Raw genomic sequence first — 21170 nt, 5'->3', positions numbered from 1 at the left:
CGGGTAGCCAGCGTGCCGGCTATACGCTGTTTCCCTGAAGGCTGGGCAGCGGTCGCCCATTGGGCCCGTACAGGCGATCGGCGGTGAGGCGGTCGAGAAAGTCCAGAATCTGCTGGTTGGCTTTCATCCGCACACCCAGCGCCTGGCCATTGGCCCGGTTGAGTGCCCGCGCGCGCAACGCCAGTTGCCGCACGCGCCGCCAGCCCGCCAGGCAGTTGGCCTCGCGTGCCGCGCGCAGGGCGCCTTCGCGGCCGGGGCCATAACCGAGCTTCAACTGCGCGCCCAGGCGTGTCGCCTCCAACTGCTCCAGGCGTAGTAACGCCGCCTGCTTGCCGGCCACCAGCTCGCGCAGGCGCTCGGCGTCGACCCGTGCCTGGGCCAGGGCCTGGCGTTCCTGTTCCAGCAGTTGCAGCAACTGCTCCACGGCCTGGCGTTGCAGGTCCAGGTGTCTGTCCAGACTCATGAAAACTCCACTGTCAGCATGTACCGCCCGGGCCAGCGCTCATGTTGGCGCGCTGCCGAGCATTTCCCGGGCATCGGCCAGCAGGCTGGTGTAGATGCTTTCCGGATCGATCTGGAAACTGCCGTCGCCAATGGCCTGGCGCAGGGCGGCGACCTTTTCCAGGTCGACCGTCGCGGCATCGTCCGGCTGCGTCAGGCTGGCGACCTGGGACAGTTCGATGGCCTCGTCCTGCAGCAGGTCCGGGTCCTGGGTGGCGATCGACGCCGTGGCGGCGCCGGCCAGGCTGCCGTCGGTCGAGGGCAGAAGGCTGGTGGGCGGGGTGCTTATGATCTTCACGATGGAGGCTTCATTGGCTGTGGATACAACACTATCGGCAGCGGCGAGGGCGACCTTTTGCCAACCATCGCGATTCGTTGAAAAAAATCAGTAACGCAATTGCAGCTGGTTCTTGCCGACCACCTGGGCATCGAACATGCGCCCGTCACTGCTGAGGAAGCGCACGGTGTTGCCCAGGCTGCCGTTGTCCAGGGCCTTGCCGTCGCGGCTCAGGCTGAAACCGTTGCCCTGGGCCTTGAGCGAGACGCGGGCGTTGCGCTCCACCAGCCAGCGCTCGCGCACTGCCTTGAGCGCCAGCACGGCACCGGCTTCCACACCACGGGCCGCCTGCCGGCCAACCAGTTGCTCGCTACGCAGGGCGCTGCCCTTGGGCAGGTCTTCAAGGGCGCCGCGGCGGTTGATCAGCATGTCGGCATTGATGGTTTCACCCGCAGCGATCCTGCGCGCGCTCACCACGTAGGTACCACTTGCCCCGACCCGCGCCTGGACATAGCCGAGCACCGCTTCGTCGGTGCCGCAGTTCACTCCCAGCGCTACCCGGCCGACCGGCAACTGACGCGGATGCACCAGGTAGGGCCGCGGATCGGCACAGGCGCGAATGCGTGCCGCCGGCTGGCCGAGATCGAGGCCGGTCAGCCGGCTTCCGGCCGGCAGACGTGGCTCCACCAGCGCCCGCACGCGTTCGTGCAAGGCGTCGTCCTGGCCATGCACGGCCCCGGCCTGAAGCAGGAAAAGCAAGGCCGCCAGCAATTCTCCCTTCATCTCGCGCGACTCCTCGCCAAGGGTTCCAGAGGCAGCATTCTAGGTAGCCCGGCGCATGGGCATAGCTCGAATTGCTCGGCAAATTGCGGTTTGTTCCGGCCTTTGCCGATGACCACTCGCCTCTAACCTGCTGGTCGTCAACTGATGCAGGGAGCCGCCGGCATGATCGACAAACTCGACAACGAGCTGCGTTTCCAGCAGGACGCCATGAGCCTGCGCGCCGAGCGCCAGCAGGTGCTGGCGAACAATATCGCCAACGCCGACACGCCGGAGTTTCGCGCGCGGGACTTCGATTTCGCCGCCGAACTGGCCAGCTCGCTGAACGAAGAGCGCTTCAGCCGCGGCATGTCCCTGGCCGTGACCTCGGACCGCCACCTGCGTGCCGCCAGCAGCGCCGGCTCGTCTCGCGAACTGCTGTACCGCGTACCGGACCAGCCCAGCCTCGACGGCAACACCGTCGACATGGACCGCGAGCGTGCCCAGTTCGCCGACAACAGCGTGCGCTACCAGGCCAGCCTGACCTTCCTGACCAACCGCCTGCAATCGCTGAAGACCGCGATGCAGTCCGAATAACCCTGGGGAATCCCGCATGTCGATGTTCAGCATTTTCGAGATCGCCGGCTCCGCGCTCAGCGCCCAGTCCCAGCGCATGAACGTGACCGCCAGCAACCTGGCCAACGCCGACACCACCAGCGGCCCGGACAGCGAGGCCTATCGCGCACGCCAGGTGGTGTTCGAAACCCAGTACCAGGACGGTAGCGACCTGGGCGGAGTACGGGTCAGCGGGGTGACCGAGGACGAGTCGCCGCTGCGCCAGGAGTACCGCCCCGGCGATCCCCTGGCCGACGCCTCGGGCTACGTGAGCATGCCCAACGTCGAGCCGGTGGGCGAGATGGTCAACATGATTTCCGCCTCGCGCTCCTACCAGGCCAACGTCGAAGTCATGGCCGCCAGCAAAGAGCTGATGCTCAAGACCCTGACCCTCGGCGAGGCATAAGCATGACCAGCACCATTTCCAGTTCGGTCCTTTCGACCATGAACAGCAGCGACACCAGCGAAAGCTCCAGTTCCAGCGCTGCGGCATTGCAGGACGAGTTCCTCACCCTGCTGACCACGCAACTGCAGAACCAGGACCCGACCGACCCGCTGGACAACAGCGAGATGGTCACCCAGCTGGCGCAGATCAGCACCATCAGCAGCATCGAGAACGTGACCACCACCCTCGAAGGCATCTCCAGCCAGATCAGCGCCGCTGAAACCCTGCAAGCCTCGGCCCTGGTCGGCAACGGTGTGCTGATCGAAGGCAACAGCATCCAGGTCGCCGACGGCACTGCCACCACCTTCGGCGTGACCCTGGGCAGCGATGCAGAGGACGTCACCGTCACCATCAAGGACAGCAGCGGCAACGTGGTCGCCACCCTCGACATGGGCGACATGAGTGCCGGCACCCAGGCCCTGCACTGGGATGGCGTGCAGGACGACGGCTCCACCGCCGCCGACGGCAGCTACAGCTTCAGCGTCAGCGCCAGCAGCGATTCCACGGCGGTGACTGCCACCGCCCTGAAATATGCCCTGGTCACCGGCGTGACCACCGACAGCAGCAGCCAGCTGGCCCTCGACCTCGGCGGGGTCAACGACAACGTCGCCCTCAGCGACGTCAAGCTGGTGCTCTGAACCCGTCCTCGCTCGCTCATCAGGAGAAACATCATGGCCTTTTCCCAAGCGCTGAGCGGCCTGTCCGCCGCTTCCACCGACCTCAACGTGGTCAGCAACAACATCTCCAACTCGCAGACCGTGGGCTTCAAGAGCTCGACGGTGCAGTTCGCCGATGTCTACTCCGGCGCCGATGTCGGCCTCGGGACCACGGTCTCCGGCGTGGTGCAGAACTTCGGCTCCGGCAGCCTGACCACCACCGACAACAGCCTCGACCTGGCGATCAACGGCGAAGGCTTCTTCACCTTCACCGACGGCACCCAGACCGTCTACTCGCGCAACGGCCAACTGACCCTGACCACCGAGGGCTACCTGGTGAACTCGGCAGGCGACCAGTTACTCGGGACCAACGGCGTGATCCAGATCCCCACCACCGGCATGCAGGCCAGCGCCAGCACCGAGCTGGACGCCGAGCTGAACCTCGACGCCAGCGACGACATCATCACCGACACCTTCGATGCCAGCGACGCCTCGACCTACTCCTATTCCACCACCGCCACGGTCTACGACTCGCTGGGCATCAGCCACACCTCGACCCTGTACTTCGCCAAGACCGCGGAAAACACCTGGGAAGTCCACACCGCCATCGACGGCAACCTGCTCGCCGAAAGCCAGAGCGTGAGCTTCAGCTCCAGCGGCCTGATCACCAGCGGCGCCACCGGCACCTACACCTACGACCCGGCCAACGGCGCGGCGGCGATGTCCATCGAGCTGGACCTGACCGGCACCACCCAGTTCGGCAACGACTCGGCGGTGTCGAGCATCGAGCAGAACGGCTACACCTCGGGCAGCCTGGTCAGCTTCACAATCGATGACACCGGCTCGGTGATCGCCACCTACTCCAACGACCAGACCCAGAACATCGCGCAGATCCAGCTGGCCACCTTCGCCAACGAGAACGGTCTGAAGTCCAACGGCAACAACACCTGGCTGGCCACCAGCTCGTCCGGCCAGGCCCTGCTTGGCGTGGCCAGCAGCGGCTCGCTGGGCTCGATCCTCAGCGGCACCACCGAGGACTCCAACGTCGACCTGACCTCCGAGCTGGTCAACCTGATCGTCGCCCAGCGCAACTTCCAGGCCAACGCCAAGTCGGTCACCGCGCAAAGCGAAGTCCTGCAACAAGCCGTGAACATCGGATCCTGATGCAATGGACCGGATGCTCTTCACCGCCATGAGCGGGGCCAACCAGGCGCTGGAACAGCAGGCGGTGGTGGCCAACAACCTGGCCAACGTGGTCACCCCGGGCTTTCGCGCGCAGCTGGTGCAGATGCAGGCTGCGCCGGTGGCCGGCGAGGGCCTGCCGACCCGGGTTTCGGTCAGCGCCACCGGCAGCGGTGTGGACTGGACCGAAGGCCCGATCACCCACACCGACCGCAACCTCGACGTGGCCATGGGCCCCAACACCATGCTCGCAGTGCAGGGCAGCGACGGCCAGGAAGCCTATACCCGGCGCGGCGATTTGCAGGTGGACAGCGAAGGCGCGGTGACCGTCGCGGGCCTGCCGGTGATCGGCGATGGCGGCCCGATGAGCGTGCCGCTGGGCAGTGAAGTCAGCATCGGCAGCGACGGCACCATCAGCGTTCGCGAGCTGGGCATGGAGCCGCGCGGCCTGAGCCCGGTGGGCAAGCTCAAGCTGGTATCCGCCGAGCCGGGCAGCCTCGAAGCGGGTGCCGACGGCCTGTTCCGTCAGCCGGCGGATGCCAACGGCGTGCGCCAGCAACTGGCGGCCGACGACAGCCTGCGGATCAGCCCCGGCTCGCTGGAGGGCAGCAACGTCAGCCCGACCGGGGCCATGGTGGCGATGATCGACAACGCCCGGCGCTACGAAATGCAGATGAAGGCGATCAGCTCCGCCGACGAAAACGCCAAGACCGCCAACGAACTGCTTGCCCTGCAGGGCTGAGACCTAAAGAGCCTTATCGATGATCAGATCACTGTGGACGGCCAAGACCGGCCTCGAAGCCCAGCAGGAACAGCTCGACGTGATTGCCAACAACCTGGCCAACGTCAGCACCAACGGCTTCAAGCGCTCGCGTGCGGTATTCGAGGACCTCGTCTACCAGAACGTGCGCCAGCCGGGCGCCCAGAGCAGCACCGACACCCATCTGCCCTCGGGCCTGCAAGTGGGTACCGGGGTGCGCCAGGTGGCCACCGAGCGCCTGCACACCCAGGGCAACCTGGAGCAGACCAGCAGCTCCAAGGACCTGGCCATCAATGGCCTCGGCTTCTTCGAAGTGGACATGCCCGACGGCACCACCGCCTACACCCGCGACGGCAGTTTCCAACTGGATGCCAACGGCGAGATGGTCAGTTCCAACGGCTACAAGCTGACGGCGGGGATCACCATTCCGGCCAACGCCACCTCGATCACCATCAGCTCCGACGGCATCGTCTCGGTGACCCAGCCGGGCACCGCGACCTCGACCCAGGTCGGCCAGCTCAACCTGGCGCTGTTCATCAACAACGCCGGCCTGCAGAGCATCGGCCAGAACCTCTACCAGGAAACCGACGCCTCGGGTGCGCCGACCGAAACCACCCCCGGCCTGAACGGCGGCGGCACCCTCAGCCAGGGCTATGTGGAAACCTCCAACGTCAACGTGGTGGAGGAAATGGTCGGCATGATCCAGACCCAGCGCGCCTACGAAATCAACAGCAAGTCGGTGGAGACCTCCGACGAAATGCTGCAACGCCTGTCCCAGCTTTGAGTGCCATGACCCGGTTCCTTTCCCCGTTCGCCGGCCTGGCGCTGCTGCTGGCGTTGGCGGGTTGCGAGCAACTGGCGCGCCAGCCGGTGGTGCCCGACGAGTCCATGGACATGCCGATGCCGCCGCCGCGCCTGGCCAACGGCTCGATCTACCAGGGGCGACGCGCCTCGCAGCCGCTTTTCGAGGACCGCCGCCCGCGCATGGTCGGCGACACCCTGATCGTCCAGCTCAACGAGCAGGTCAGCGCCAGCAAGACCTCGTCGTCCAACGCCGACCGCAGCGGCAGCATGGGTCTGGCGTTCTCCACCAGCTCCAACCGCGACTCCCAGGTGGGCAACTACGGCCTCAACGCTTCCACCGATCACGAGTTCGCCGGCAGCGGCGGCTCGCGGGCCAACAACTCCTTTACCGGGACCATCTCGGTGACGGTCATGGAAGTGCTGCCCAACGGCAACCTGCGGGTACGCGGCGACAAGCAGATCGCGATCAACCAGGGCACCGAGTTCATCCGCTTCTCCGGAGTGGTCAACCCGCGCACCATCACCGGCGACAACACCGTGCTCTCGACCCAGGTGTCCCTGGCGCGCATCGAGTACGTCGGCGAGGGCTATATCAACGAGGCGCAACGGATGGGCTGGCTGCATCGCGTGCTGCTCAACCTGTCGCCGTTCTAGCGAGAGAACCATGTCCTTCCTGCGTCTTCTGCTGGGCACCTGCGCCTTGCTCCTGGGGCCCCTGGCCCAGGCCGAACAGATCCGCGATATCGCCGACTTCGCCGGGATCCGCAGCAACAACCTGGTGGGCTACGGCCTGGTGGTCGGCCTCGACGGCACCGGCGACCAGACCACCCAGAGCCCGTTCACCGAACAGGGCCTGACCAACATGCTGTCGCAGCTCGGCGTGACCCTGCCGGCCAACGCCAACATGCAGATGCGCAACATCGCCGCGGTCATCGTCACCGCCGACCTGCCGCCGCTGACCCGGCCCGGGCAGCATATCGACGTGGTTGTCTCGTCCATCGGCAACGCCCGCAGCCTGCGCGGCGGCACCCTGCTGATGACGCCGCTGAAGGGTGCCGATGGCGATGTCTACGCCATGGCCCAGGGCAACCTGCTGGTGGGGGGCGCGGGGGCGTCGGCCAACGGCAGCAGCGTGCAGATCAACCAGTTGGCCGGCGGACGCATCAGCCGCGGCGCGGTGGTGGAACACAGCGTGCCGCTGGAGCTGGGCGCCCAGCGCGGCCTGCTCGAACTGCAACTGCGCGAGCCCGATCCGGCCACCGCGCAGCGGGTGGTATTCGCCATCAACAGTGAGATGCGCAACACCGTCGCCTCGGCGGTGGATGGCGGTTTGATCCAGATCCAGGGGCCGCTGTCGGCCAACGAGCGAGTCAACTTCATGGCCCGGGTCGACAGCCTCGAAGTGCTGCCGATGCAGGCGCGACCCAAGGTCATTCTCGATTCGCGCACCGGCTCGGTGGTGCTCAATGGCTCGGTGAAACTGTTCCGCGCGGCGGTGGCCCACGGCGACCTGTCGGTGACCATCGAGACCACCAACAGCGTCAGCCAGCCCGGTGCCTTCAGCGGCGGGCAGACGGCGACCACGGCCAACAGCAACATCACCATCGAAACCCAGGCGCGCTCGCTGCATATCGTCGAAAGCAGCGCCAACCTGATGGACGTGGTCAAGGGCCTCAACGCCCTCGGCGCCACGCCCCAGGACCTGATGGTGATTCTCCAGGCGCTCAAGGCCGCCGGTGCCCTGCGCGCCGAACTGGAGATCATCTGATGAGCCTGGGCAATGGCGCGGCCGGCTTCGCCCTCGATGTGCAGGGCCTGCAGCGCCTGCGCAGCCAGGCCGGGCGCGAGGGTGAGGCGGGGCTCAAGGAAGCGGCGCGGCAGTTCGAGGCGCTGTTTCTGCAAAGCATGCTCAAGAGCATGCGCGAGGCGATTCCCAAGTCGGAGATGTCCAGCGACTCGCAAACCCAGCTCTACACCGAACTGCTCGACCAGCAATGGGCCCAGGCCCTGGCCGGACGCGGCATGGGCCTGGCCGAGCACCTGACCCGGGGCCTGGCCGGGCACGCAGTGGCCAGCCCGCTGCAGTCCCAGGAGTCGCCGTTCGCCAGCCTGGCCCGGCAGACCCCGGCCTATGAATCGTGGAAGCGTCATGTGGTTGGCGGCGAAGAGCGCGAGCGCGCCGAGCATGTCGAGGACTTCGTCAGCCGCCTGGCCGACCCCGCGCGCCGCGCCGAGCGCAGCAGCGGCGTGCCCGCCGAACTGATCCTGGCCCAGGCCGCCCTGGAAACCGACTGGGGACGGCGGCGCATCACCACTGCCGATGGCGGTGACAGCCACAACCTGTTCGGCATCAAGGCCGGCGGTCGCTGGCAGGGCGAAAGCACCCGCGTCATGACCACCGAATACGTCGACGGCGAAGCGCAGCGCCAGGAAGAAAGCTTCCGCGTCTACCCCGATGCCGAAGCCGCCTTCGACGACTACGCCCGGCTGATCCGCAGCCGCCCCGGCTACGCCGGCGCCCGTACCGCGGTCGACAGCGCCCAGGCGGCGGTGGCCTTGCAGCAGGGCGGCTACGCCACCGATCCCGGTTATGCGGACAAGCTGATCGCGGTCATGGCCACCATCGGCCCGCTGCCGCCGCAGCCACGCTGAAACAAATCCGCGCCGGTCCTCAAGATGGCCTGGCGCGGAGCCGATGTTGCGCAACATGCAGCCCAGGAGCTTATCGATGAGCATCATCTCCATTGGCGTCAGCGGCCTCACGGCGGCACAGATCGCCCTGACCACCAGCAGCAGCAACACCAGCAACGCCTACACCGACGGCTACACCCGCCAGGTCGCGACCTTCAGCCAGGCCACTGCGGGCAATGGCGTGACGGTGTCCAGCGTCGATCGCCAGTACAACCAGTTCGTCACCACCCAGCTCAACAGCTCGATCAGCGCCGAAAGCGCGCTGTCCACCTACCAGACCGAAGTCGACCAGATCGACAGCCTGCTGGCGGACAGCGATGCCAGCCTGGACACCCTGCTGCAAAGCTTCTTTTCGTCGATCCAGACCCTGACCTCGGACGCCAGCGACACCGCCGCCCGGGAAGAAGTGGTCGGCGCCGCCGAGACCCTGGCCAGCCAGTTCAACCAGTTGGGCAGCTACCTCTCGGCGATGTCCGATGACGTGAACAATCAGATCGACAGCCAGGTCAGCCAGATCAACGACCTGACCTCGCAGATCGCCAAGCTCAATGGCCAGATCAGCCTGTCTTCGTCGCTCGGCGGAGCCTCCAATGACCTGCTCGACCAGCGCGACCTGCTGGTCAGCCAGCTCAGCGAACTGGTGGCGGTGGATGTCAGCGAGCAGAGCAATGGCAGCTACACCATCTCCCTGGGCAACGGCATGGCCCTGGTGGCCGGCAACAACAGCTTCGATCTCGCAACCGGCCCCTCGGCCAGCGACCCGAGCCAGGTGGCGGTCAGCTACGTGGATGCCGCGGGCAACAGCGTGGCGCTGTCCGACAGCACCCTGGACGGCGGCTCCCTTGGTGGCCTGCTGGACTTTCGCAACACCACCCTCAGCGAAACCCAGAACCAGCTCGGGCTGATGGCGGTATCGCTGTCCCAGGCGTTCAACAGCCTCCAGGCCCAGGGCATCGACCTCAACGGCGACACCGGCACCGACTTTTTCTCGGTGGACGACCCGGTGGTCTACGGCAATACCGGCAACACCGGCGATGCCACCCTGAGCGCCACCTTCAGCGACGATGTCAGTGCCCTGACCAGCAGCGACTACACCGTCAGCTATTCCAGCACCGACGGTTTCAGCGTTACCCGCAACGACACCGGCGCCAGCGTCAGTGCCACCTACGACAACGGCGTGCTGAGCTTCGCCGGCATGGAGCTGACTGTCAGCGGCACGGCCAACGATGGCGACAGCTTCCTGGTCCAGCCCACGCGCAATGCCGCCGCCAGCTTCAGCGTGCTGATCGACGACGGCGAGCAGATCGCCGCCGGCACCAGCAGTGGCAGCAGCGACAACAGCAATGCCCTGTCGATGCTGGCCCTGCAGACCGACAAGATCGCCGGTGGCTCGACCCTCAGCCAGTCCTATGCCTCGCTGGTCAGCGATGTCGGCAGCACTGCCACGCGGGTGGCCGCGCAACTCGCCACCCAGTCGGGGCTGACCGAGCAACTGACCACCCTGCAGCAATCGGAATCGGGGGTGAACCTCGACGAAGAGGCGGCCAACCTGATCGTCTACCAGCAGTACTACCAGTCCTGCGCCAAGATCGTCGAAGTCGGCCTGACGGTGCTCGACACCCTGCTCGATATCCAATGATGCCCGCCGCGGAGAACCCGACATGCGCCTGAGCAGTGCGACCATCTACAACCAGAACCTCAGCTCCATGCTCGATCGCCAGAGCGAGTACCAGGATGCGGCGCTGGAAGTTTCCAGCGGCACCCGGGTGAGCAAGCCGTCCGACGACTCCCTCGCGGCGTCCCAGGCGGTCAACGTGCGCCAGGCCCTGGCGGCCAACGAGCAATACGCCGATGCCCGGGCCTCGATCAGCACATCGCTGTCCCAGGAATCCAGCACCCTGGACAGCATCAACGACGCCATCACCAGTGCTCTCAGCCTGGCGGTGCAAGCGGGCAACGGCACCCTCAGCGACGCCGACCGCGAATCCCTCGCCACCTCCCTGCAAGGCATCTACGACACGCTGGTGACCCTGGCCAACAGCACCGACAGCAACGGCAGCTACCTGTTCTCCGGCTATCAGAGCCAGACCCCGGCCTTCGCCGAGAATGCGGCGGGGGAACTGGTCTACCAGGGCGACAGCAATGTGGTCAGCCAGCAGGTCAGCGCCACCCAGAGCATGGCCAGCGGCGACAACGGCGCGAGCATCTTTCTCTCGGTCAGCAGTTCGGCCGGCTTCATCGCCGAAGCGGGGGACAACAGCGGCACCCTGACCTTCGACGGCCCGGATATCGCCGACACCACGGCGGCGGGGTATGGCAGCGGCTTTACCCTGTCGTTCAGCACGGCGGATGACGGCAGCCTGCAATACAGCGTCGACGGTGCCGACCCGGTGGCCTACACCGACGGCGACGTGCTGGAAATCAATGGCCTCAGCCTGACCCTCAACGGCACCCCGGCGGACGGCGACACTCTCACCGTCAGCGCCGCCGCCGATGCCGACCCGGACCTGTTCGCCAGCCTGCGTACCCTGATCACGGCCTTGCAGACGCCAGTCGAAGACGCCTCGGACCAGGCGGCGTTGAGCAACACCCTGTCCACGGTCAACCGCGAATTGAGCAATGCCCAGGACAACGTGCTGACCGTGATGACCTCGGTGGGGGCGCGCTTGAGCCAGGTTGAAACGCTGGACGCCATCGGCGATGACCTGGCGCTGAGCTACACCGAGCGGTTGTCGGGGCTGGTGGATGCCGACTACACCGAATCGATCACCCGCTACGTGACCTTGCAGGTATCGATGCAGGCGGCGCAGCAGACCTTTGCCAGCGTGCAGAAGATGTCGTTGTTTGAGTACATCTAAAGATGTTGTCAGGACGGGCCTCATCGCTGGCAATGCCAGCTCCCACAGGGTTATGTGTCGATCCCGGCTTTTGTGGCCGACACAAGACCCTGTGGGAGCCGGCGTTGCCGGCGATGGCGTCATCAGCAACAACAAAAAAGGGCCTGCTCACCAGAGCTGGCCCTTTCTTCACTTGCGCGACAGCGCAGCCTGAAAGGCTGGGCGGGCTCCCACCAGGACTGCGTTGGCCCTGACACCGAAACTCAATCCAGGATGTGTAGATATCCATGCATCCAGGGACTGGCCATCACGGAAATCCTTGTCGCACCGTAATGTCTTGAAATATCGCGCTTTTGCTCATTCCCGGCCGTCAAACCACTGATTCCTCAACGATCTGCCCTGTGTCGGCCAACAGGGGCAGGGGTTTGGGGCATTGATGAAAAAAACTTATCGGTTGCATCTGCAGGTTCAATTTAGAGGGCTTTCCGCAGGCTCCTTATTCTCGTCGCGCTAACGCCTGATAGAGCCATAAGGAGTCCATAGATGAGCCATTCACTGAACCTCTTTAAACCCGGTCGCCTGCTCGTGGCGGCAACGCTTGCTGCCAGCCTGCTCTCGCTGTCGGTGCAGGCCGCCACGCTGACCCGTGACAACGGTGCGCCGGTGGGGGACAACCAGAACTCGCAGACCGCAGGGCCCAACGGCTCTGTGCTGCTGCAGGACGTGCAACTGCTGCAAAAGCTGCAGCGCTTCGACCGTGAACGCATTCCCGAGCGCGTGGTGCACGCCCGGGGCACTGGCGTCCATGGCCAGTTCACTGCCAGTGCCGACATCAGCGAGCTGAGCATGGCCAAGGTGTTCCGCCCCGGCGAGAAGACCCCGGTGTTCGTGCGTTTCTCGTCCGTGGTGCACGGCAATCATTCGCCGGAAACCCTGCGCGATCCACGGGGCTTCGCCACCAAGTTCTATACCGCCGATGGCAACTGGGACCTGGTCGGCAACAACTTCCCGACTTTCTTCATTCGCGATGCCATCAAGTTCCCGGACATGGTCCACGCCTTCAAGCCCGACCCGCGCACCAACCTGGATGACGACGCGCGCCGCTTCGACTTCTTCTCCCATGTCCCGGAAGCCACGCGCACCCTGACCTTGCTGTATTCCAACGAGGGTACCCCGGCCAGCTACCGCGAGATGGACGGCAACAGCGTGCACGCCTACAAGCTGGTCAACGCCAGGGGCGAGGTGCACTACGTGAAGTTCCACTGGAAGAGCCTGCAAGGGCAGAAGAACCTCGACCCGAAACAGGTCGAGCAGCTCCAGGGCCGCGACTACAGCCACATGACCCACGACCTGGTCACGGCGATCAACAAGGGCGACTTCCCGAAATGGGACCTGTACATCCAGGTGCTCAAGCCTGAACAACTGGCCACCTTCGACTTCGACCCGCTGGACGCCACCAAGATCTGGCCCGATGTGCCGGAGCGCAAGATCGGCCAGATGGTCCTGGACCGTAACGTCGACAACTTCTTCCAGGAAACCGAGCAGGTGGCCATGGCGCCATCGAACCTGGTGCCGGGCATCGAGCCTTCCGAGGATCGTCTGCTCCAGGGCCGGCTGTTCGCCTACGCCGACACCCAGATGTACCGGATCGGCGTCAATGGCCTGGGCCTGCCGGTGAACCGTCCGCGCAACGAGGTGAATACCGTCAACCAGGACGGCGCGGCGAACAACGGCCACACCAGCAGCGGCGTCAACTACCAGCCGAGCCGCCTGCAACCCCGTGACGAGCAGGCCAGCGCGCGCTACTCGCAGACGCCGCTCAGCGGCACCACCCAGCAGGCGAAGATCCAGCGCGAGCAGAACTTCAAGCAGACCGGCGAGCTGTTCCGCTCGTACAGCAAGAAGGATCAGACCGACCTGATCAACAGCCTCGGCCAGGCCCTGGCGACCGCGGACGAGGAGAGCCGCTACATCATGTTGTCGTTCTTCTACAAGGCGGATGCGGACTACGGCTCCGGCTTGGCCAAGGTGGCCAAGGCCGACCTGAAGCGCGTCCAGGCCTTGGCGGCGAAGCTGCAGGACTGACGAGCAACACGGGCGGGCCTGCGGCCCGCCTTTCCGTTTTTGGAGGTGAACATCATGGGTAGATGGATGGTTGCGGCCGTATTCGGCTTGCTGCTCGCCACGGCCCAAGCCGACAGCCAGCTGTCAGCGCCGGAGCCGGGTCGCGACACCGCAGCACTCCTGCGTGGATATTTCTTCGATGCGGCACGCCGGGGTGACCAGGCCATGCTCGAAGACTTCATCCAGGCCGGCTACGACCTCAACGTGCGCGACGAGAAGGGCTACACCGGGCTGATTCTCGCTGCCTATCACGGGCAGCGTGACGTGGTGGAGTTGCTGTTGGCGGCAGGGGCCGATCCTTGCGCCCAGGATCAGCGCGGCAACACGGCATTGATGGGCGCGATCTTCAAGGGGGAGGTGCGCATAGCCAGGCGGCTGCTTGATGCCCGGTGCAGCCCCGATCAGCGCAATGCGAGCGGACAGACTGCGGCAATGTATGCGGCGCTGTTCCAGCGTCAGGAGTTGCTGGATGCCCTGGTGGCCCGCGGAGCGGATTTGAAGGTTGAAGATGCCCTCGGTAATAGCGCGTTGAGCTTGAAACGCGGTGAGCTCAACGGTACTGGAACAGGACATTGATAGCGCTACAACAAAAAAGGGCCTGCTCACCAGAGCAGGCCCTTTTTCATTTACTTGGCAGTGAACGCTGCATAGCTGTTCATCAGGTTGCGATAGTTGGGAATCCGCTGCGACAGCAGGTTGCCCAGCCCTTCGATATCGTTGCGCCAGTCGCGGTGCAGCTCACAGGCTACCGAGAACCAGTTCATCATCTGCGCGCCGGCCTGGGTCATGCGGTTCCACGCCGCCTGCTGCACGGTCTCGTTGAAGGTACCGGACGCATCGGTCACCACGAACACATCAAAGCCTTCCGCCAGCGCCGACAGGGTCGGGAAGGCTATGCACACATCGGTCACCACACCGGCGATGATCAACTGCTTGCGGCCAGTGGCCTTGATCGCCTTGACGAAGTCTTCGTTGTCCCAGGCGTTGATCTGGCCTGGACGCGGGATGTAGGGGGCGTCCGGGAACATCTCTTTCAGCTCGGGAACCAGCGGGCCGTTGGGACCTTGCTCGAAGCTGGTGGTGAGGATGGTCGGCAGGTCGAAGAACTTGGCCAGATCGGCCAGCGCCAGCACGTTGTTCTTGAACTCGTTCGGCGAGAAGTCCTGCACCAGGGAAATCAGACCGGTCTGGTGGTCGACCAGCAGGACTACGGCGTCGTCTTTGTTCAGGCGGTTGTAGGTGGCGTTGGTCATGGCGAAGATCCTTTTGTTCGAGAAGTTTGTTTGGGTGGTTGCCGCTAGGTGTGGCCAGATTAGGGGTTTCTCGAAAAGGGATAAATCGGGTGGAAACGGTATGACTGTCCTACACAAGTGGACAATATGATCGTGAACCCTGTGGGAGATATCTATGTGACTGCTGGCCTCATCGTCGGCAAGCCGACTCCCACAGAGCTCCGGGCTAGCCACAGTTTCTGTGCTCGACACGGTCCCTGTGGGAGCTGGCTTGCCAGCGATAAGGCCGGCAGCGGCAATGCTGCTCTCGACCTGCAGCAACTCCATCATCCCCCTAAACCAACGCTCAGCCGTTTCACCCCTTCGCTTGGGATTTTTCCTATATCCCCAACCGCTGACCGACATTCAGGATCTGCGCGGAACTTCTTCCCCAGGAAATCCCCATGGTCAGTGCCCATTCCGTCCAACCCGGTCCCGATACCAGAGTAAGCGTCACCAACTTTGCCGGGCAGTACCGCTCACCGGATGACTACATCTACCTGCTGGTGGACGGCCAGGCCGACTGTGCGCTGGATCATCCACTCAGCGTGCCTTCGCTGATCGAGTCGTTGGGCGCCAGCGCTGTGACGCGCGTACTACGACCAGACCTCAGCCACACCCCCGGGATTTGCCCTGCGCTGATCCAGCTGGCCGCGCCGGGCGAGGAGGTGTCGCCGCACTACTTTGAGCTCAGCGCCAAATACGCCGAATGGGACCTTGGCTACAACCGGCGCTATATCTGCGGCTGGCTGGGCAGTGAGCAGCCGCTGGAAGTCATCGCCCGCCATATCGCGACCCGCTGCGAGACCATCGCTTCCGAAGACGGCTGGCCTTCGCCGTGGTTCGAGCCCCTGCGGTTGGAGTTGCTGGTCGGCGCGATGGGGCCCCAGGCAGGCGATTTGCTGGGGCCGATCCGCGTATGGCTTTTCCCGGTCAGTTGGGAGGAGGGCTACAACCAGATACGCAGCACCAACTACTTCCCTGATTCGGAACTTCCCCAACTGGTCCGCGAGACCCAGCAACTGGCGCCGGTGATCCGACGGTTCCTCGGCGCCTGGCGCCATATGGTGCGCAATCCTCCGATATTTGCCCCGTGGGGCTGGAAGGGTAATTCCGTTCTGCCGCCCCAGGCTGGCGTGCACGGTTTTCGCCTGATCCGCGATGCCCGCAGCCTCGGGCTCAAAAACAGTCGCGACCTCATCTCCCTCAGCCTGCACCAGGTCTTCCTGCATCCGGACCTGCCACAACACCCGGAGATCCAGCAGTTCATCGCCCAGGCATGCAAAGGCGCCATCGACCTGCATGAGCACTTCCTGACCTGTAGCGACACCTTCTGGAAACGCATCTTTACCGAGCTGCCCCGAGCGGAGGATTACTCATGAATTTCGACACCAACTTCAATTTCGCCCTGAACATGGACACAACCATGGATGCGGCAGACCCGGTTCCCCTCGAACGCTGCGGGACCTGCCAGCGCTGGGGGCTGCCCATCCTGCCGCTGCGCGCCGCCTATGCTCCTGAGCCTTGGCACACCCAGGCGCTACCGGTGTCTCGCGACTCCGAGGTCAAGGCCGTGCGCATGGTGCTCGACCAGCCGCGCATCCTGCGCCGCGGTTTTCTCTATGTGCTGCTCGACGGCAAGTACTGGCAGGCCTATGAGGTCAGTCCCGAAGGCGCGTTGCGTCAGTTCCCGGCGTTTCAGATCCCGCGCGAAGAGCCGGTGCCGCTGAGCAAACGCTGCATCCGGCATGACCACGACATTCCTGCCGCTTTTCTCAATATCAACACCCACAGGTACTCCACCGCCTGGCTGGCCATTGCCAACGACCCTTGGCCCGAAGCGGTACTGCACGCCTATCAGCGCGGTGGCGTGGTCGATGGCATGAACCTTCACGACCGCTTCTACAAGCTCGACCTCAAGACCGCCCGCGACGACCCCGCCAGCGTCGGCATCGCCATGACCGAAACCGACCTGCAGATGCACCAGGTCCTTGAATATGCCCAGCCCATTGCCGACGATTTCCGCAGCGTGCACGGCTTCTACCCGCGCAATCACCGGCTGCGTGCCCTGGCCGCGCATGTGCGCACCGTGACCAAGGATTACCAATTGCCCAAGGGCGTGCTGGCCCTGGTCCTGCCCGATCCCATCGGTGTGGTCCAGGAGCTGAATGCCCAGCGTCTGTTGCGCTATCAGGCGATGCAGGAATGGCGTGCGGAGCCGCAGCGCAGTTTCGAGCTTCTGACTTCCGAGGCATTGCTTGGGATTCGTGAGGTGCAACTGAAACGAGCGGAAGAGCGGGGGGCCGAGGAGGGGGAGGCTGAGGTCAATAACCGTAACAAGTGGAACGACAGTGTCCTCGGCGTCAGAACGCCCCTACCGTATCTGGATCTTGAAGAGCAAAAGCAACGCAGCATCGCCAAGGAACAGAACGATGCCCGCGAGCGGCTTGCGGATCGCTACGACGAAAAAGCCCGGGCGACCTTCGAGGCCGAATACCGGCAGACGCTCGCCGCCTGGCAACGGCTGATCGAGGAAGTCGCCGAGCCGTATGTGAGCCATCACGAAGGTGCTGCCTTTCGACTGGCGGGTCTCCACGACTACAGCGTTACCTCCAATGAGTCGGTGATGGCCCTGATTCTCATGACCCGCTCGTGCCAGGCAGGTGGAGTGACCGACCGCCATACGGAGGAGTTCTGGAAGAGAGAACTGGAACGCCTGCCCAGCCTTTACTACAAGGCCATCACCGGCATGGACAAGGATTGGCTTGAGCAACTGGGTGAAGACCTGACCGAGGGTGAGAAGACCCGGAGCTATCACGCCATCAAGACCCTCATCACCACCGAGAAAGGCAAGGAACTGATGACGGCGCCGATCCAGGCTGCCATCGGTGATCTGCTCGCGGCCGGCGCTACCGCCAGCTACGCCCTGGGAGACCGGTTATCGGCGCCTGCCAGAGCGTTGATAGGCCGTCTGCACCAGCAGGCGCTGTTGCGCTACAGCGGTGTGCAGGTCACCCAGCTCACCATTTCGCTCAAGGTTGGCGAATACCTCACATTGCTCAACGAGGTGCTGTACGAGGGGACCGAGCGCGTGCTTGCGCAGCTCGACGAACGATTCCGCAAGCCGGCTGCACGCAAGGTGCGGGCGATGCTGCTGAAAGGGCAGTTCACCCCGGCGCTGGCGAGCGCTCACTCGAAGCTCATCGAAATCAAGGTCTGGACGCTGGAGAGCGCGGATAACTTGCAGGCCCGCCTCGACAAGCTGGGGACCCGGGTGGGTGAAGGTATCGAGGATGTCATGCGCTATGTCCGTATCGACCCGACGGGCCTCAAGGATGCGATGGCTCACTATAGCCGTCACATCAATGCCGAATCTGCCCGGCTGTTGGTCAGGGATGGCATACGCGGCCTGCATAAAGTCGGCAAGGGCACCGGATCCGGGAAATTCCCGGCCGGGTTGGCCATGGGCAGCCTGTATTTCCAGGTGAAAGCCCTGCTCACAAGCCACGAAAACATGCGCAAGACCCTGGGCGATGGCCATGACGAGGCGGTGGCGGCGGTGATGTCGGCGTCGGTCGGGGTGATCGGGGCGGGGGTGGAGACCATTGGTGGTGCCATCCAGATTGCGCGTCCCAACTGGACCATTGCGATGGCTCGAGCAGCAGGTGGGGTGCAGGAGGTTGGGGTGGGGTTTCGGATCATGCAGTACGGCAGTGCGATTGTGTCGTTGGCAACTGCGGTGGAGGCTGTGCAGTTCGGGTTGGCGGCCACTCGTACGGGGAAGGCTGGTGATCAGGCGGCCAGTACCAATTACAGGCGCGCAAGTCTCAGTGCGACACTTTCCGCAGCTGCTGGAGCTGTCGGCTCGTTTGCTTCAGCAACTGTGGCGCTCTTCACTCTCGGGGTCGCTGTGGTCTTAGGTCTTGTCGCGTATGGCCTGTATGTCCGCGCGAAAAAGCTGGAGTCAGACCCTTTGGAATTCTGGGCCCGTCACTCCCGCTGGGGCGTGCCGGAAAAGTATCGTCGTTGGACCACGTTTGAGGACATGGATACGGCTATTGGTGTTTTGAATGCCGCTCTGTTAGGGGTTACCGCAGACGCTGCGATCAATGTGAGTGCTGATGGGGCGGGCGGTATCCCGATTGGCGATGCGGTTCCTGCCGGACTCTTCCTGAACTACCGCATTGTTCTGCCAGGCTATGTTTTTGACACATCGCGATATGAGTGGACATTGCAGGTGTACCGAGCACGCCAGGCGTCGGGAGAAATCATTGCAAGCGGTCGTAGCGATGGCACGAATGGGCCGTTACCCCCGCCTGCGTCGTGGAAGAGCCCAGGATATCTCCCTGAAACTACGGCTCCGATTATTCGGCACAAGGCTGAGTCTGGATCGCTTGAGATCGAGGGCAGCATTAGCTTCTTTGGATACCTTGAGGTTCATGCTCTTCAGCTTGAAGTGTCCTATTGGCCCGACAAGGGCGACGAAGCGGGCGTTGCTCGGTTGATTGTGAGGGAAGACAAAATTGGTGGAGTGCGGAGAGAGGCTTTTCATGAAAAGTCCTAAGCTCATGCCGCCTTGTTTTGGCTGGAAGGAAGATCTTCCTGGTCCTGAAGAAAATCCAGCCGTAGCTCCGGACCTCGGGTTCGATACGCCAAATCATCAGGATGAGGTTTTTCTGGAGTTACCGCGTGCGTCGGCGCTTGTAAGGGGGGTGGTGATCTGGTTCGTCCCCTTCATAAGCATTTTGCTGGCGGATTTGGTGTGGAGTCAGTTGTCAGCCGAATACACTTTGACGATTGAAGACTGGATCATATTCGTTTTCTTACTTCTCGCTGGGATTTGGGCAATACCTTTCGCTTGGAGAAACGATGTTTCCCCTCCTCGAGACATGCCGCTTCGTTTCAATCGTGCCCGTCAACGTCTCTACGCTTACAACTTCAAATACCGCTTGTGGAACCCCTTTGAACGCTGGCAAGTGGTCCCGGTCGCCTACGACTGGTCGCAAGTACGGGCTGAGCGTTGGTCGGTAGGCGCTGGAACTTCATTCCGCTGCGGTGTGGAGCTTTCCATCGTCAAACCGGGCACAAACGAGGTCATCGATCGCTTTACGCTGACCACCGGAGGAGCCAACGAGCACGCCTGGGCCTACGTCTGTACCTACATGCAGCAAGGCCCCGACGCCTTGCCTCCACCCGGCCGGCCGTGGGATCACAACTTTGTGTGGTGGACCAACGTCGCGATGCTTCTGGCGCCGAAGGTGGAGTGGCCAGCCGATATGGACCTGGAGTCGAGGACCGCGCGATGAATAACGGTGTCGTCATCAGGTTGATGGTTTTCTCTATATGAAAAGCCCGAAGCTCATACCGCCTTGTCGTGGTTGGAAGGAGGATCTGCCTGGTCCTGACGAGTTGCCAGTCGTCGCTCCGGCGCTTGGGTTCGATACTCCGAACCATCAGGATGAAGTTTTCTTGGAACTACCGCGCGGGTTTGCACTTGCTAGGGGATGGGTAATCTGGCTTGTGCCGTTGATGGGGTTTCAACTGGCCAATGCGTTGTGGGGTAGTTTGTCGGCTGAGCGAGCGCTGAATTTAGAAGAGTGGGCCATAGTAATATTTGGGTCTGTTACTGGAGTATGGACGATTCTATTTGGCATAAAATTCGAAATATCTCCTCCACGAGACATGCCTCTTCGATTTAATCGAGCCCGCCAACGCATTTACGCCTACAACTTCAAATGCCGCTTGTGGAACCCCTTCGAATGCTGGCGAGTGATACCCGTCGTCTACGACTGGTCGCAAGTCCGGGCTGAGCGTTGGTCGGTAGGCGCTGGAACTTCATTCCGCTGTGGTGTGGAGCTTTCCATCGTCAAACCGGGCACAAACGAGGTCATCGATCGCTTTACGCTGACCACCGGAGGAGCCAACGAGCACGCCTGGGCCTACGTCTGTACCTACATGCAGCAAGGCCCCGACGCATTGCCTCCACCCGGCCGGCCGTGGGATCACAACTTTGTGTGGTGGACCAACGTCGCGATGCTTCTGGCGCCGAAGGTGGAGTGGCCAGCCGATATGGATTTGGAATCGAGGACTGCACCTTGAGAAACCAGTAAACCCCCTCGCATGAAAACGACGAAGCCCGCTCTGACCGAGCGGGCTTCGTTCATTCAGCGATCACTTGGCAGTGAAGGCTGCATAGCTGTTCATCAGGTTGCGATAGTTGGGAATCCGCTGCGACAGCAGGTTGCCCA

21 protein-coding genes and 1 pseudogene are annotated in these 21170 nt (G+C 63.5%); 17 read left to right on the top strand and 5 right to left on the bottom strand.

Going from position 1 to position 21170, the window contains the following annotated elements; all coding sequences use genetic code 11:
• Positions 1 to 19 precede the first annotated feature (19 nt).
• The 3 genes from flgN to flgA all read right to left on the bottom strand — a co-directional run bounded on the left by flgN (position 20) and on the right by flgA (position 1561).
• Positions 20 to 463 carry a flagellar export chaperone FlgN gene (gene flgN / locus ACODSK_RS00110; protein WP_489012972.1) on the bottom strand — a complete coding sequence of 148 codons (444 nt, stop codon included), beginning with the start codon at positions 461 to 463 and terminating at the stop codon, positions 20 to 22.
• Between the two features lie 39 nt (positions 464 to 502).
• The gene (gene flgM, locus ACODSK_RS00105) at positions 503 to 799 is read right to left on the bottom strand and encodes a flagellar biosynthesis anti-sigma factor FlgM (protein WP_489012971.1); all 297 of its coding nucleotides are present in this window, start codon (positions 797 to 799) and stop codon (positions 503 to 505) included.
• Between the two features lie 87 nt (positions 800 to 886).
• Positions 887 to 1561 carry a flagellar basal body P-ring formation chaperone FlgA gene (gene flgA / locus ACODSK_RS00100; RefSeq protein WP_489012970.1) on the bottom strand — a complete coding sequence of 225 codons (675 nt, stop codon included), beginning with the start codon at positions 1559 to 1561 and terminating at the stop codon, positions 887 to 889.
• A 162-nt stretch (positions 1562 to 1723) separates the two neighbouring features.
• Between flgA and flgB the strand changes: the two genes are divergently transcribed.
• The 13 genes from flgB to ACODSK_RS00035 all read left to right on the top strand — a co-directional run bounded on the left by flgB (position 1724) and on the right by ACODSK_RS00035 (position 14227).
• On the top strand, positions 1724 to 2134 hold the full coding sequence (gene flgB / locus ACODSK_RS00095) for a flagellar basal body rod protein FlgB (RefSeq protein ID WP_489012969.1): 411 nt from the start codon (positions 1724 to 1726) through the stop codon (positions 2132 to 2134).
• Between the two features lie 16 nt (positions 2135 to 2150).
• Entirely contained in the window at positions 2151 to 2558 is a 408-nt protein-coding gene (gene flgC / locus ACODSK_RS00090; RefSeq protein ID WP_489012968.1) for a flagellar basal body rod protein FlgC, read from the top strand.
• A gap of 2 nt (positions 2559 to 2560) precedes the next feature.
• Positions 2561 to 3235: a flagellar hook assembly protein FlgD gene (locus ACODSK_RS00085; RefSeq protein ID WP_489012967.1), complete on the top strand. Its 675-nt coding sequence runs from the start codon at positions 2561 to 2563 to the stop codon at positions 3233 to 3235.
• Between the two features lie 33 nt (positions 3236 to 3268).
• Positions 3269 to 4417 carry a flagellar hook protein FlgE gene (flgE, locus tag ACODSK_RS00080; RefSeq protein ID WP_489012966.1) on the top strand — a complete coding sequence of 383 codons (1149 nt, stop codon included), beginning with the start codon at positions 3269 to 3271 and terminating at the stop codon, positions 4415 to 4417.
• 4 nt (positions 4418 to 4421) lie between these two features.
• Positions 4422 to 5177, top strand: a complete 756-nt coding sequence (locus ACODSK_RS00075) for a flagellar basal body rod protein FlgF (protein ID WP_489012964.1) — start codon at positions 4422 to 4424, stop codon at positions 5175 to 5177.
• 19 nt (positions 5178 to 5196) lie between these two features.
• Entirely contained in the window at positions 5197 to 5979 is a 783-nt protein-coding gene (flgG, locus tag ACODSK_RS00070; RefSeq protein WP_489012963.1) for a flagellar basal-body rod protein FlgG, read from the top strand.
• Between the two features lie 5 nt (positions 5980 to 5984).
• Positions 5985 to 6653 carry a flagellar basal body L-ring protein FlgH gene (locus tag ACODSK_RS00065; RefSeq protein ID WP_489012962.1) on the top strand — a complete coding sequence of 223 codons (669 nt, stop codon included), beginning with the start codon at positions 5985 to 5987 and terminating at the stop codon, positions 6651 to 6653.
• 10 nt (positions 6654 to 6663) lie between these two features.
• The gene (locus ACODSK_RS00060) at positions 6664 to 7767 is read left to right on the top strand and encodes a flagellar basal body P-ring protein FlgI (protein WP_489012961.1); all 1104 of its coding nucleotides are present in this window, start codon (positions 6664 to 6666) and stop codon (positions 7765 to 7767) included.
• Positions 7767 to 8651, top strand: coding sequence for a flagellar assembly peptidoglycan hydrolase FlgJ (gene flgJ, locus ACODSK_RS00055; protein ID WP_489012960.1), 885 nt, complete (start codon positions 7767 to 7769; stop codon positions 8649 to 8651). The genes ACODSK_RS00060 and flgJ overlap by 1 nt, the downstream gene beginning before the upstream one ends.
• A gap of 76 nt (positions 8652 to 8727) precedes the next feature.
• Positions 8728 to 10329: a flagellar hook-associated protein FlgK gene (gene flgK / locus ACODSK_RS00050; RefSeq protein ID WP_489012959.1), complete on the top strand. Its 1602-nt coding sequence runs from the start codon at positions 8728 to 8730 to the stop codon at positions 10327 to 10329.
• Positions 10330 to 10351: 22 nt separating this feature from the next.
• Positions 10352 to 11548 (top strand): flagellar hook-associated protein FlgL, encoded by a 1197-nt coding sequence (gene flgL / locus ACODSK_RS00045; protein WP_489012958.1) that lies wholly within the window; start codon positions 10352 to 10354, stop codon positions 11546 to 11548.
• A gap of 522 nt (positions 11549 to 12070) precedes the next feature.
• On the top strand, positions 12071 to 13612 hold the full coding sequence (katB, locus tag ACODSK_RS00040; protein ID WP_489012957.1) for a catalase KatB: 1542 nt from the start codon (positions 12071 to 12073) through the stop codon (positions 13610 to 13612).
• Between the two features lie 54 nt (positions 13613 to 13666).
• The gene (locus ACODSK_RS00035) at positions 13667 to 14227 is read left to right on the top strand and encodes an ankyrin repeat domain-containing protein (RefSeq protein WP_489012956.1); all 561 of its coding nucleotides are present in this window, start codon (positions 13667 to 13669) and stop codon (positions 14225 to 14227) included.
• A gap of 50 nt (positions 14228 to 14277) precedes the next feature.
• Here the strand turns inward: ACODSK_RS00035 and ycaC are convergent, their stop codons facing one another.
• On the bottom strand, positions 14278 to 14904 hold the full coding sequence (gene ycaC / locus ACODSK_RS00030; protein ID WP_489012955.1) for an isochorismate family cysteine hydrolase YcaC: 627 nt from the start codon (positions 14902 to 14904) through the stop codon (positions 14278 to 14280).
• A gap of 422 nt (positions 14905 to 15326) precedes the next feature.
• On the opposite strand from ycaC, the gene ACODSK_RS00025 reads away from it, so the two are divergent.
• The 4 genes from ACODSK_RS00025 to ACODSK_RS00010 are packed head-to-tail and all read left to right on the top strand — an operon-like array spanning position 15327 to position 21021.
• Complete coding sequence (locus tag ACODSK_RS00025; protein ID WP_489012954.1) at positions 15327 to 16304, top strand: hypothetical protein; 978 nt, start codon at positions 15327 to 15329, stop codon at positions 16302 to 16304.
• Positions 16301 to 19486: a T6SS effector BTH_I2691 family protein gene (locus ACODSK_RS00020; RefSeq protein WP_489012953.1), complete on the top strand. Its 3186-nt coding sequence runs from the start codon at positions 16301 to 16303 to the stop codon at positions 19484 to 19486. The genes ACODSK_RS00025 and ACODSK_RS00020 overlap by 4 nt, the downstream gene beginning before the upstream one ends.
• Positions 19473 to 20228: a DUF6708 domain-containing protein gene (locus ACODSK_RS00015; RefSeq protein ID WP_489012952.1), complete on the top strand. Its 756-nt coding sequence runs from the start codon at positions 19473 to 19475 to the stop codon at positions 20226 to 20228. The genes ACODSK_RS00020 and ACODSK_RS00015 overlap by 14 nt, the downstream gene beginning before the upstream one ends.
• A 37-nt stretch (positions 20229 to 20265) precedes the next feature.
• A complete protein-coding gene (locus ACODSK_RS00010) occupies positions 20266 to 21021 on the top strand; it encodes a DUF6708 domain-containing protein (RefSeq protein ID WP_489012951.1) in 756 nt (251 codons plus the stop codon).
• A 72-nt stretch (positions 21022 to 21093) separates the two neighbouring features.
• On the opposite strand, the pseudogene ACODSK_RS00005 reads toward ACODSK_RS00010, so the two are convergent.
• Positions 21094 to 21170 (bottom strand): annotated as a pseudogene (locus ACODSK_RS00005) (hydrolase); the annotation flags it as partial.

It is taken from the genome of Pseudomonas sp. FG98, from assembly GCF_057808595.1.
This window is presented reverse-complemented; position numbering and strand designations above follow the sequence as displayed.